Annotated in this window: 9 protein-coding genes and 7 pseudogenes; 8 read left to right on the forward strand and 8 right to left on the reverse strand. The window is 65.6% G+C overall.

The features are described from left to right. Positions 1-57 precede the first annotated feature (57 nt). Both OG747_RS47520 and OG747_RS47525 read left to right on the forward strand, forming a co-directional pair. On the forward strand, positions 58-543 hold the full coding sequence (locus tag OG747_RS47520; RefSeq protein ID WP_331744895.1) for a hypothetical protein: 486 nt from the start codon (positions 58-60) through the stop codon (positions 541-543). A 269-nt stretch (positions 544-812) separates the two neighbouring features. Further along, positions 813-920, forward strand: a pseudogene (locus OG747_RS47525) (TetR family transcriptional regulator); the annotation flags it as partial. 138 nt (positions 921-1,058) lie between these two features. On the opposite strand, the pseudogene OG747_RS47530 reads toward OG747_RS47525, so the two are convergent. Both OG747_RS47530 and OG747_RS47535 read right to left on the reverse strand, forming a co-directional pair. Then, positions 1,059-1,310, reverse strand: a pseudogene (locus tag OG747_RS47530) (alcohol dehydrogenase catalytic domain-containing protein); the annotation flags it as partial. Positions 1,311-1,885: 575 nt separating this feature from the next. Further along, on the reverse strand, positions 1,886-2,533 hold the full coding sequence (locus OG747_RS47535) for a CHRD domain-containing protein (protein ID WP_331744890.1): 648 nt from the start codon (positions 2,531-2,533) through the stop codon (positions 1,886-1,888). An 840-nt stretch (positions 2,534-3,373) separates the two neighbouring features. Between OG747_RS47535 and OG747_RS47540 the strand changes: the two are divergent. The 4 pseudogenes from OG747_RS47540 to OG747_RS47555 form a co-directional block, all read left to right on the forward strand. Continuing rightward, positions 3,374-4,195: pseudogene (locus OG747_RS47540) on the forward strand (IS3 family transposase); the annotation flags it as partial. Positions 4,196-4,269: 74 nt separating this feature from the next. Further along, positions 4,270-5,471, forward strand: a pseudogene (locus OG747_RS47545) (IS30 family transposase). 4 nt (positions 5,472-5,475) lie between these two features. After that, a pseudogene (locus tag OG747_RS47550) lies at positions 5,476-5,771 on the forward strand (integrase core domain-containing protein); the annotation flags it as partial. Positions 5,772-6,078: 307 nt separating this feature from the next. Then, a pseudogene (locus tag OG747_RS47555) lies at positions 6,079-6,192 on the forward strand (IS5/IS1182 family transposase); the annotation flags it as partial. Between the two features lie 10 nt (positions 6,193-6,202). Here OG747_RS47555 and OG747_RS47560 read toward each other — a convergent pair. The 6 genes and pseudogenes from OG747_RS47560 to OG747_RS47585 all read right to left on the reverse strand — a co-directional run bounded on the left by OG747_RS47560 (position 6,203) and on the right by OG747_RS47585 (position 10,565). After that, positions 6,203-7,294, reverse strand: a complete 1,092-nt coding sequence (locus OG747_RS47560; RefSeq protein ID WP_331744887.1) for a C45 family peptidase — start codon at positions 7,292-7,294, stop codon at positions 6,203-6,205. A gap of 449 nt (positions 7,295-7,743) precedes the next feature. Continuing rightward, positions 7,744-7,941: pseudogene (locus OG747_RS47565) on the reverse strand (NADP-dependent oxidoreductase); the annotation flags it as partial. A 59-nt stretch (positions 7,942-8,000) separates the two neighbouring features. Continuing rightward, positions 8,001-8,384, reverse strand: a complete 384-nt coding sequence (locus OG747_RS47570) for an MmcQ/YjbR family DNA-binding protein (protein WP_331745089.1) — start codon at positions 8,382-8,384, stop codon at positions 8,001-8,003. Positions 8,385-8,403: 19 nt separating this feature from the next. After that, on the reverse strand, positions 8,404-9,051 hold the full coding sequence (locus OG747_RS47575) for a nitroreductase family protein (protein ID WP_331744885.1): 648 nt from the start codon (positions 9,049-9,051) through the stop codon (positions 8,404-8,406). A gap of 57 nt (positions 9,052-9,108) precedes the next feature. After that, positions 9,109-9,933, reverse strand: a complete 825-nt coding sequence (locus OG747_RS47580; protein ID WP_331744882.1) for an isocitrate lyase/phosphoenolpyruvate mutase family protein — start codon at positions 9,931-9,933, stop codon at positions 9,109-9,111. Between the two features lie 83 nt (positions 9,934-10,016). Then, positions 10,017-10,565 carry a carboxymuconolactone decarboxylase family protein gene (locus OG747_RS47585; RefSeq protein ID WP_331745086.1) on the reverse strand — a complete coding sequence of 183 codons (549 nt, stop codon included), beginning with the start codon at positions 10,563-10,565 and terminating at the stop codon, positions 10,017-10,019. Between the two features lie 967 nt (positions 10,566-11,532). Between OG747_RS47585 and OG747_RS47590 the strand changes: the two genes are divergently transcribed. Next, complete coding sequence (locus OG747_RS47590) at positions 11,533-12,150, forward strand: TetR/AcrR family transcriptional regulator (RefSeq protein ID WP_331764938.1); 618 nt, start codon at positions 11,533-11,535, stop codon at positions 12,148-12,150. Positions 12,151-12,231: 81 nt separating this feature from the next. After that, positions 12,232-12,414, forward strand: a complete 183-nt coding sequence (locus OG747_RS47595; protein WP_405886178.1) for an Ada metal-binding domain-containing protein — start codon at positions 12,232-12,234, stop codon at positions 12,412-12,414. Positions 12,415-12,455: the final 41 nt, after the last annotated feature.

The raw sequence follows: 12,455 nt of genomic DNA on the forward strand, positions 1-12,455 counted from the left end.
CCGCTGCGCACCGTTAACAAGTAGGCGTCCCGGAACCGGCCTGGAACTATGGCGGCCATGAAGCGAGTCGTGATCCTGGGGCGTGGCGGTTCAGGGAAGTCAACCCTCGCGGCCCGCCTGGGCGCAATCACCGGGCTTCCCGTCATCGAGCTGGACAAGCACTTCTGGCGACCCGGCCTTGAAGCGACACCTCTCGATCAGTGGGCCGCCGTCCAACGTGAACTCGTCCGAGACGAGGCTTGGATCATGGATGGCGACCTCGGGCCCTACGACGTCCCTGCCGTCCGGCTCCAAGCGGCGGACACCGTCATCCTGCTGGACTTCTCGTTCTGGCGCTGCGCCTGGCGAGCGATCCGACGCTCTCGGGAACGCGGCGACTTCTGGCGGTGGGTATGGGCCTACCGACGCCGGAGCCGACCGCTCCTCCTCGCGACGATCACGACCCACGCCGGTGATGCGAACCTGCACGTGATTCGGAATCCGCACGCTCTGAGACGCTTCGTAGCGCAAGTCACGACCGGCCAGACCCCCGGCCGACCATAACTCCGTCCTTGGCAGCTACACCGCGCAACCTCGTCTGGTCCACAGGATTTGACAATTACTCGCCCTCCGGACGATCTCGTCGATCAGGGAACCGGCCTCGGTCGTGCCGTCTTCGTTGACTACGCTGAGCACGGGCGTACCCTCCCGACCCGCGTTCACAGCGCGGGCCTACTCGGTGACTTGATCACTCACTCGGGAAGGTACGCCCTTCGCGCGCCCTCCAGAGGAGCTGATCCACAAGTCCTGAGCATTGCTCTCTTGCAGCCAAGCTGTTCTATGTCAAGGGCGTCAACGCCACCACCCTCGATGACGTCCGGCTGGCCAGCAGCACCAGCAAGTCCCAGTTGTACAACCACTTCGAGGACAAACTCGCGCTGATCCACGCCGTGATCGACGTGCAGTCGAAGTTCGTCCTCGCCCGCGAGGAACAGCGCCTGCGCGGCGTGAAGACCCTCACCGGTCTGCGCCGCTGGCGTGACGCCCTGGTACAGGCCAACTCGGTCGCCTACGGCAAACCCGGTGACACCCGCGCCGACGGCCAGCACCTTGCCCGCGCCCTCCACTCCCAGCGCAGCCGGGGGGCGCAGCCCCACGTCCCAGCCAGCGCCGTTCAGCAGTTGGTCCCACGGGCCGACCCCGGCCGCCTCAACCGTCACCAGGATCTGACCGGACCCGGGAGATGACGGTTCAGGCAACTCCAGCAGGGCTACTTCCTTCCCGGCCCCCGACACTCCGCACGCCTTCACAGCAGATCTTTGTCCTCTCACTCAGTCCGACCGACCAGGAGGTACGCGCCGGAAACCCAAAGCAGGCATCAGTGCCGGCCCGGACACTCCGCACGCCTTCACAGTAGATCTTTGTTGTTGAGGTCAAGGGCGTGCCGCGGAGGCCGCGGCGCTCGACGAGCGGTACGCCGTGGACGTAAACGGGCCTCATCCCCTCGCTCACATCAATGATCCGGACGACTCGGGAGAGTGCGTCGGCGTCGTTCACCGCCCAGGCTGTGGCCGAGACCCCCAGAACAGCCGGAAGCAGTACGAACGCCGGTCGGAGCGGATCAACGCTCGCCCAGGCCCTGCACACCTTGATCTTGTGAACTACGCAATTGGTGATCTGCCGGTCTAGGACTTGGGGTCGAACCGTCGGGTGCAGGAGCGGAGCCCGCCGCGTAGCGGCGCATATTGGGCGCCGCCTGATTGAGATGTGGGGTCAGACTGTGATGTGGTGGCCTGGCCCGGAGGGACGGGCGAGGCCACCGATGGCCATGACGGCAAGCACGGCGCCGTCAACCGTCTCCACGGCGTCGCCGTCTGTACGGCGAGCTGTCACCCAGGTCGGTGGCTCAACTGGGCGTGGCCCGCAGAGCGCCGCAGATTGCGGGGGCGGTCGCGGTCTGAGGAAGCTTGGGGTCGAGTTCACTCGGGCCGAGTACGTTGGTGAACTTTCCGCTGCCGTTGTAGTCAATGCCGTGGACGACGACGACGGCGTTGCCGCGGCGGATGCTGGCGGCCGCGTCGGCAGTGACCTTGAAGGTTCGCTTGTAGGTGTAGGCGGAGCCGGTGGGGAAACGGGTAACGGCCACCTCACTGTTGGGGCTGACGTCGCCGCGTGTGGTGAGTGAGGCGCCGACTTTGCCGTATGCCTTTGCGCCGTCGGTGGTACTGAGCGCCCGATGTCCGTTGAGTAGGGTGGCTTCCGAAGCGATGGGGCATCGGCCTTGCCCGTCGATGTGGATGTGCGCAGCGTGCGGGACGCCGGCGAGGAGTCCGGAGACCATGACAGTGACGGTGGCCTGGTTGCCGGTGAGCTGGACGCGGGCGGTACCGGAACCGGTGGCGTGGTTGGTCGGGACCGGGCTGAGTACGGTGGAGAAAACTTGCGTCTTTGTGGGCTGGCTGTTCGAGCCTTCGGCGGCTGTCGTGGGGGCCGTGGTCAGGGCGACACCGCTGACGGCTACGACGGCCAACGTTCCTGCGAGTGCCTTGTTCACTGCCTGCTCCTTGTCCGGCCCGGCGCAACCGCGCCAGGCAGCAAGCACCCGTTCCTGAAAGCGGGTGACGGATGGGCGTGTACTGACTGCACGCCCATCCGTCACCCTAAAGGTCTAATCCGATGGAATGCCCTGATAAGTAGGCCATTCGGGTGACATGGGTTCCCCCCACGCGGTGTGCGTCTGCTGGCGTTCACGCAGTTCACATAGGGTGTTCCCTTTCCCGGATGGCTCTGGTGATGGGAGGCGGGACGGTTAAGCAGCCGCCCGTCGAGGTAGAGGTTCACGTGCTCGTTGTAAAATGCGAGGCTGGCGAAGGGTGACACCTGACGGGTCGGAAAGTCGTAGGCCCAGGCAAGATCGGCAAGCGGTCGCCGTCGTGTGCCCCAGTACGGCGTCCCGCACTTGGGGGCCTTCCCCCTCGGGGTGCGCGAACAGGAAGTATGCGGTCAAGCCCAGCGTTGTTTCCAGCAGGATCCAGCCGATCACGTGACCAATGAAGCCAGGACGGGCCGCTCGGCCCTCACTCGTCACGGGTACCAGCGTTCCTGTGCGGTCGCCTCACCCGGTGGTAGCAGCCTCGATCGTGGTCAGTTCGTGGTCATTGGCGATGCCCCGTCGCCGGTGCCCGGCCGTGGTGGGCATGATCAGGAAACGGTCGCCTTTCAGCGCGCAGGCGACGGCCTATGCCACCTCGTCCAAAGCCCGACGCCTGCTCCGACGCAGAGTCTCCGATCAGGTCTTCAAGGCCCTCATCGCCGATGAACAGCGGCAGAGTCGACCCGCCACCAACCCCAACAAGCCGCTACCGCTTACCGCTTGACATAGGAGTATCCGAGAGGTGCAGTGAGCCCCCGCCGCTGGGACTTCATCTCCGAGAACCGCGCCGACTTCGGCGTGCAGCGGATCTGCCGGGTGCTCGGGGCGTCCGGCGCCGGCTACTACCGGCATCTGGCCACCGAGCAGGCCCGCGCCGGGCGCCGGGCCGAGGAGAAGCAGACCGTGAGCGAGATCCGCGCCATCCATGCCGAACACCAGGGGGCATATGGGGCTCCGCGCGTCCATGCTGAACTGCGCGCGAGAGGACGGCGGATCAACCGCAAGCGCGTCACCCGGCTGATGCGGATCAACCACATCGTCCGCCAGCACCTACGCAAGAAGAAGCGGACGACCATCGCGGACAGGACCGCGCCGCCCGCGCCGGACCTCGTCATGCGCCACTTCACCGCGGACACGCTCAACACCAGGTGGTGCGGCAACATCACTTACATAGCCGTCGGCGCGACATGGCTCTACCTCGCCACGGTGATCGACATCTGCTCCAGGAAGGTGGTGGGCTGGGCAATCGCCGACCACATGCGCACCTCGCTGGTCACCGACGCGATCGAGATGGCCGTGGCCGCCCGCGGCGGCCGGGTTCGCGGCGTCGTTTTCCACACCGACAGGGGCGCTCAAGGCGGATTCAACTGGTCGTCGCAACACCTTGATCACGGAGGTGCGCGATGGGGCGAGACGAGAAGAAGGTGCCGAAGTTGCCTGCGGGTGCGCGACGGCAGTGGGCGGCGGATCGGGCGTTGCGACCGTCGATGCGTTCGCCAGGCCGACCGGAGCCGTCTCGTGCGGTGCAGCGGGACTTCTGGCGGCGGATCGCGTCGGGAGTGACGACGGCAGAGGCCGCGGTGGCTGTTGGCGTTTCATGGCCGGTCGGATCCCGGTGGTTCCGTCACGCTGGCGGCATGCCGCCGATCAGCCTGGATGAGCCCACGGGCCGCTACCTGTCGTTCGCCGAGCGTGAGGAGATCGCGCTGCTGCGCGCCCAGGAGATCGGCGTGCGCGAGATCGCCCGCAGGATCGGACGCGACCCGGGCACGATCTCACGCGAGCTGCGCCGCAACGCGGCGACCCGGAGTGGCAAGTCGGTTTACCGGGCTCTGGTGGCGCAGTGGAAGGCGCAGCAGGCCGCGAAGCGTCCGAAGACCGCGAAACTCGTAGGCAACGACAGGTTGCGTGAGTACGTGCAGGATCGGCTCGCCGGCAGTGTCCGTCGACCCGACGGCACGATCGTCACCGGGCCTGAGACCCGCGCGCCTGGAAGGGCTTGAACAAGCCGCATCGGCAGGACAGGCGATGGGCGATGGCGTGGAGCCCGGAACAGATCTCGCACCGACTTGGTGCCGACTTCCCCGATGATGAGTCCATGCGCATCAGCCACGAAGCGATCTATCAGTCGCTGTTCATTGAGGGCCGTGGCGCGCTCAAGCGGGAACTGGTCGCATGTCTGCGCACTGGCCGGGCGCTGCGGACTCCCCGTTCCCGGTCGCAGAACAAGCCGCAGGGGCATGTCACCGCGGAGGTCGTCCTCAGTGAACGCCCCGCCGAGGCTGCGGACCGTGCGGTCCCCGGACACTGGGAAGGAGATTTGATCATCGGGACGGGACGATCTGCGATCGGCACGCTTGTCGAGCGCAGCAGCCGCTCCACGCTCCTCGTGCACCTGCCCCGGCTCGAGGGCTGGGGCGAGAATCCGCCCGTGAAGAACGGTCCCTCGCTCGGGGGCTATGGCGCCATCGCGATGAACACGGCGCTTACGGCATCGATGGCGCAGTTGCCCGAGCAGCTGCGCAAAACCCTCACCTGGGACCGCGGAAAGGAACTCTCGGGCCACGCCCAGTTCGCCGTCGAAACCGGGACGAAGGTGTTCTTCGCCGATCCGCACTCGCCCTGGCAACGACCGACGAACGAGAACACGAACGGGCTGCTGCGTCAGTACTTCCCGAAGGGCACCGATCTGTCCCGGTGGTCGTCCGCAGACCTCGAAGCCGTCGCCCTGGCGATCAACAACCGGCCCCGCAAGACCCTCGGTTGGCGGACACCAGCCGAGGTCTTCGAGGAGCAACTACGCTCACTACAACAGCCCGGTGTTGCAACGACCGGTTGAACTCGCCCAATACAGCGCGGCCGCCTTCGCCGAGGTCTGCCGCCGGCACGGCATCCGCCGCAGCTGGGCCGGGTCGGCTCAAGCTATGACAACGCTCTCGCCGAGTCCTTCTTCCAGGGTCTCAAGCGCGAGTTGCTCCGCGGAAGGCGCTGGACCTCGAAGGCACAGACTCGGCTGGAACTGTTCCGCTGGCTGTCGTACTACAACCGGCACCGTCGGCATTCCGCGCTCGGCTACCTCACACCAGCCGAGTTCGAACAGCAACTGACCACATCACATACGCTGTCACTCGTCGCATGAAACCCGGTGTCCACTCCCGGGGATCAACCTCAGTCCCGCATCCGACGTCTTGGCTTCACCCGGGTGAAACGCTCGCCCACCCGCAGCAGCAACGACTCCAACTCGGCGGCTCACACCCCTGCTTCAACATCCGTCACCATGCCAGGTTCAACGCACTCCGATCAGGTGAGTAACGAACGACCGCCAACCTGACGAGACATCAACCCGCTAGACTCCAAACAGGCGCTCTGACCAGCACAAATGGAGAAACGCTGCTGGAGTACTAGACGTCATCTCATTTGGGTGTCTGGGTAGGCTATCGGTCGTGGTGGGCATCGTTGAGCGACTGGTGCCGGACGAGCTGTGGGAGCTGTTCCAGCGAGTGGTGCCGGAGGCGCCGGTGCGGCCTCAGGGTGGTGGCCGTCGTCGGCATGGTGACCGGGGGCGATCTGTCAGACCTGCGTCCAGGTGAGGGGCTGGGCGGTGCAGGGGCCGCCGGGGTGGACGGCGAGGTGGCCTGAAGTGACGTCGAGGGACACGGTGGCCAGAGTTTCCCAGCGCTGGCCGAGTGGCGCGGTCGGGGCCGCGTGGCAGCACAGGGCCGCGCCCTCGGCGAGGTGGACGGTGAGGGCCTGCAGCAGGGCACCGCGGTCCGGGGCATCCAGCGGGCGGGTGCGTTTCTGCAGGGCCTCGAAGCGGTGGTAGGTGTCGGGGTCCTGTGTTCCGATGGTCTCTCCGGGGGACAGGTTCGGGGCGAGGAAGTGATTGGTGTGGAGCAGGTAGCCGTCGTCGCCGGGCTGGATCAGGTCGGGACCGGCCGGGCTGACTTCGACGGTGGCGGCGCGGGCGCGGCCTTCCTCGTAGTCGCACAGGGTGAGCGCGGAAGAGGCCGCGACCGGGATGCCCATGGCCAGTGCCTTCGCCTCGTCGAGGGTCGCGCAGCGGTCGAGTACCAGGCGGGCCAGGACGTGGACTGGGAGCCATGGGCCGTGGTGTTCGGGGGACTGGTCGGAGCGGTGGCCGAGGATGTTGAAGTGGAGGCCGAGTCCGCGGGAGTTGACTCCGATCTTGCCGACGATGCCGTATTCGGTGAGCGTGCGCACCACCCGGCCGTCCGGGTGCTCGATGCTCCACACGAACCAGTTGTCGCGCATACCGTCGTGCCAGTCCCAGGTCTGGGTGGTGACCGGTGGGCCGCCGTCGGCCGGGATGTGGACGACGGTCGAGCACTCCGGGTGCTGCTGTCCGAGTCGGCCGAGGATCTCCGTGCGGGCATTGAGCGCGGCGATCTGATGCGGCGGCAGGCCGGAGCCGCGGGCGATGCCGTCGATTTCGGCGGCTAGGTCGGGGGCCAGCGCGCTGATGTGCTCCAAGGCCTCCTCGCCCCACTTGGTGACGTCTTGGCGAGCCGCCCCGGCGGTAGCGAGGAGTTCGTTGTAGAACTCCCAGGTCCGCCGGATCTGGTCGGGGAAGGCGCGGCCGAGGAGCAGTCCTTGGTCGCCGGCGGCGGCAGCAGCTGATCGGAAGACCGTGGGGCTGGGCATGAAGTGGGTTCTCCTAAGCCGAGAGTCGACGCGATGCACGCAACGATCACCCGTGTTGCCAAGCTGCGTCATACCGTTCTTTCCAGAAGGTCGCGGCTCGGATAGGCGTCTGGTCAGTTACTGATGGGTCGGCCTGTGCCATACGTGAGAGCCAGGTCGTGAGCAGCGTTTCGAGTGCTGTGGTCTCGGTGGGCGTCAGCAGGTTCAGTAGGCGGCGCTCGTTGTGCATTTGGTCGGTGGAGGCCTGGTCAATGAGTTCACGTCCAGGTCCGACGGCGAGAACCCGAGACACCAGCAATGCGGCAGCGGTGCCCTGCAGGATGCGTACGCAGACCAACACGTCCGGGCTGCGGGGGAGGCTGCTGAGAGTTCGGCGGCGTCGCGGCCGAGCCGCTGCATCTCGTACACCGTGAGGATGACCCGCCAGTGGGACTGTGGCCATCGGCTCCCTACGAGCGTACGCGGATGACTGTCTTCCCGCCGCGTCGCGTGGTCGCGTTAAGGGCACCAATGGCATCATCGAAGCTCGCGACGTCACCGACGTTTGTCCGCAGCCGCCCGTCCCGCGCTCGCTGCACGATCTCACCCAGTTCGGCACGATCGGCCTCGACGACGAAGTTCACCGCCAAGCCGTCAGTGGGCATCGCCGGTGCTGTGTCGCGCGCTCTGTCCTGGAGCTTCTCGCCGCTGATGGGCATGACGAAGGTCAGGCGCGGCGGCCGTAGGTGTGCGGATCCACGGGCTGCTCGGACTTGGGAAGCCCGCCGACCACGAGACGGTACGAGTCGATCACGAGCTCCTTCACTAGCTTCTCGTCGATGGTGCCCCCGCCTTCCACCGTGATCCAGTGCCTCTTGTTCATGTGATAGCCGGGAGTAATGTCTGCGTGCTGCTCACGCAGGGCTGCGGCGTCGTCCGGATCAGCTTTCAAGATCACGACGGGGTGTCCCGGCATGTCGGTCATGAGCATAAAGACCTTGCCGCGCACCTTGTAGACCCCCCAGTCGGGGCCGAAACGATGCTCCAGGTCGGCGCCAGGCAGTTCCACAGTGCAGTCGCCCGCGATCTTCTGCAGCTCCTGTCCGTCCAAGGTGATCAACTCCGGGTGTTTAGATGAAGGTGAACAGCTGGTCGGCGTCGAATCGCGAGATCGGGCTGGTGTACACCCTCTCCGGGTCGGGGTAGCCGAGGGCCAGCAGCACGGTCGTGCTGTGTCCGGTTTCACGGATCTTGAACGCCTTGTCGACACTAGTCGGGTCGAAGCCCTCCAGCGGTGTTGCTTCGACGCCGAACTCGGCGGCCGCCATCATGGTCAGGCCCACCGCCATGTAGGTCTGCTTCTCCATCCAGTGGTTCAAGTCCTTGTAGCCGTAGTTGCGCAGGTTGAGGAAGTCCCGGGTCATCGACTCCCAGAGCTCCTGCTTCGCCGGGTCGGGGAACCGGCCGTCGGTCCTCTCCTTGCTGAACACTGCCTCGAGGTGGCTGTCAGGCACGTCAGCCCGGGTGGTGAGGATGATGGTGTGCGACGCGTTCAGGATCTTCTCGCCGTTGTCCTGGAACCGCTCGCCCAGATTGTCCGCGAGGCGCCTCTTCCCCTCGGGTGTGGCGAGGACGTAGAAGTGGTTCGGCTGTATGTTCACCGACGTCGGCGTGGAACGCAGGAACCTCAGCAACTTCTCCAGGGTCTCTTGCGGAATGGTCTTGCTGGGGTCGAAATACCTGGTGAGGTGCTTGTTCATAAGCTTGTCGAGATTCATGTCAATCTTCCTTCTTCTTGCAATCAGTAGATGAGAAGCAGTGGTTCGCAGGTTGGGCTACTTCTTGCCACGGGCAAGCAGTTCACCGATACGGTCGAAGCTCATACCTGCCGTCGCCGAGGCGAGGTCGCCCGCGACGAGCGCCTTGGTGGCGTGTTCAAGGGACCCCATCGCGTTCGCATAGAGCATCGGACCCACGCTGATCCGCTTCACCCCGATCTTTTGCAGCTCCGGGACGGTCAGCACCTTGTCCGCCGGCGACACCAGGACGTTGACCGGTGTTGGCGCGACCGCGGTCACGATCGCGACGAGCGCGTCGCGGTCGGGCGGGAACGGCGCATAGAGCACATCCGCGCCGGCCTCGGCGAAGGCCGTCAGACGCCGGATGGTGTCATCGAGATCGGACCGTCCCTGGATGAAGTTGTCGGTCCGGCCAGTGACGACAATGCGTCCCTTGGCCGCGTTGACGGCACTACGTACGCGATCGACTGCCTCGTCGAAGTCGCGGATCGGTTGATCGGGATTGCCCGAGGTGTCCTCGATCCCGATACCGGCCAGGCCGGACGCCACGGCGGCCTGAACGGTCGCGGCGACGTCTTCAGGCGTGTCGCCGTAACCGTCCTCGAAGTCTCCGTTGACGGGCAGCCCGGTGAGTCGGTCGAGCAGCCGCGCATGCTCGAGGTGTTCTTCGCGGGTGACTTCGTGACGCCCGTCGGACCTGCCGAGCGTGAAAGCGAGCGCCGCCGACGATGTCGCGATCGCCTTGAAGCCGGCATCAGCCAGCATCAGCGCCGAGAGGCCGTCCCATGCGTTCGGCATGACGAACCCGCCGTCACGGGTGTGCAACGCCATGAATTTCTCGTAGAGCTCAGAGCCCGGCATGTGAAGCCCCTTCTTGAAAGATCATCGGATCGGTGAGAGGGGTACCGGGCCGCGTACACGGCCCGGTACGAGGGTTGGAGCGGTCAGCCGGACGTACCGCCCGAACTGGCAGTGGGGATGTCGACGTTGGTCTGGTTGACGTTGTTGATGACGTTGGTAAGCAGGAATTGCACCGTCACCGCGACGATCGCCAGGATCTGCGGGTCGGTGTACCCGGCGCCTCGCACACCCGCGAGCTCGGCGTCGCTGACCCGCCCGCGGCTGTCGACCACCCGCTGCGCGAAGCGAGCGGCCGCGGCGCGTTTGGGATCGACCGAGCTCCCGACGCGGCCGAGCTCGATGTCTTCACCTGACATGCCGCCGAATTCGGTCGCGACGTAGGTGTGCATCGCCAGGCAGTAACTGCAGTCGTTGGCTTGCGACACGGCCAGCGCGATGCTGTGCCGCGTCTTCGCATCGAGAACCCGGCTCAAGGTGCCTTGCAGAGTCGTGACGACCTCAAGAACGGCCGGGTTCGACGCGATGGTCTTGAACATGTTCGGGACGAAACCGAGCTGCGCACCAACGTTGTCGAGTATCTGCTGCGCGCCGGCGGGCACGTCCTCTTGAGGGGGAAGGTTCAGTCTTGACACGGCAAATCGACCTCCGGTCGGGGTGTGAGTAGTCGTCGAGCCCGGGTCGGGCTCGTAGCGCTTCAGAGCTCCGTCGCAGGCCTTAGCTGGGCTGGCCGCAACCTGGCCCGTGGCGACGGTTGCGCCGGGCGCCTGGTGGCCTGCATCGCGAGGGGTGACTCCGCCGGCGTCGAGTTCCGGATCTCTTCGCCATCCGGACACCACATAAGAAGGACTATACAGACCAGAAAACTCTACGCAACCCCTCCCCTGGGCGGGCCCAGTCTGCCGCGCCGAACGCAAGCGGGTCAATGTCGCATCGGCTCATGAACCCGCAGCTCAGAGCCACACATAGAGGCTGCACCGTGAGCCACTTCGGCCGATCGGCGCGAGCGAGTTCAAGCCGTCTCGAGCCAGTTCGACTCAGGCCTGATCGACCGAGTTTGATGGACGATTTGGTCCACTCTTAGGACTCGACTGGGACGAACGCAAGATCTCTCGGGTCTGCCTGCCGCCTCCATCTCGCGTCCGCCTACGAGGGGGTTTTCGCTGACATGACCGCCGCAACACAGTTCATCGACGCCAGGATGTCGCGCCATATCGGCACCTTCTCCGAAGCTGTCGCGATCCCGGCCGGCGCCATGAGGTCGTCGTGTCCAGCACCCCGGGATTGCGGCCGGACGGGTCCGCCGGAGGATTTCGCCGAGGAGGCCGGGCAAGCCTCGGGCAACGCGTGAGAGGCGCCGCGGTGCGCGGGCGCCGAACTGAGCGACATCGTCCAGGCCCGGTCCCGGCTCACGGATCGCGACGACACGGACACCTAGGTGAAGGTTCGCAAGGACGTCATCTCTCACCGACCGGCCTATATGCTCGCAGTGGTGTCACAACTGATCCGGCCCAGTCTCCGCTTGGATATCGAGGCCACCGCAGTCGTGACACGCAGGGCTGCCGAGCAGCACGAGTGAGTAACATGCCCGAGGGAGACACCGTGCCCGGAACCAGCGTTGCTCGCCGCACGCCACGCGGCCTGGAGACCCGTTCACGGATCGTTGATTCGGCGGCCAAGCTGTTTTATGTCAAGGACGTCAACGCCACCACGCTCGATGACGTCCGGCTGGCGAGCGGCACGAGTAAGTCGCAGTTGTACAACCACTTCGAGGACAAACGCGCGCTGATCCACGCCGTGATCGACGTGCAGTCGAAGTTCGTCCTCGCCCGCGAGGAACAGCGCCTGCGCGGCGTGAAGACCCTCACCGGTCTGCGCCGCTGGCGCGACGCCCTGGTCCACGCCAACTCACTACAGGACGGCTCCTACGGTTGCGCACTGGGCGCGATGTCGATTGAGCTGTCCGACAACGATGAGCAGTCCCGCCAAGCGCTCAACGCATCACTCGATGCCTGGCAACGGATGCTCGTCGAAACGCTGACCCGACTCCGCGTCCTCGGCGTACTCGCCGAGCACGCGGACCCACAACGCTTGGGTACTGGTCTGCTGGCTGCTCTGCAGGGTGGTTACGTGCTTGCACAGAACGCTCACAGCTCAGAGCCGGTGGCTGTCGCACTGGACATGGCCCTGGACCACATCGAATCCTTCGCTCGCAGCTGAGCCCACGTTCGCAGCTCCACGATCGCGTTCGTTCCACGACACACTTCTCAGGCGGCCGCTGCCTCTTGAGGCCTGTTCGGCATGCCTGCTAGACCCAAGAACACGGCGGACCATACACACCGACTTCGGCACCTGCTATCAGGCGGTCACAGACAAGGCCGACGCTACGACGGCCAGTTCGTCACCGCGGTTCACACCACTGGCATCTATTGCCGGCCTTCCTGCCCGGCCCGGCTGCCACATGCCGAGAACCTGTCCTTCTGAACCGCCCCGGACACCGACTACAACCCCCCGAAACGACAACG

This window comes from Streptomyces sp. NBC_01384 (assembly GCF_045040035.1).
GTDB lineage: Bacteria > Actinomycetota > Actinomycetes > Streptomycetales > Streptomycetaceae > Streptomyces.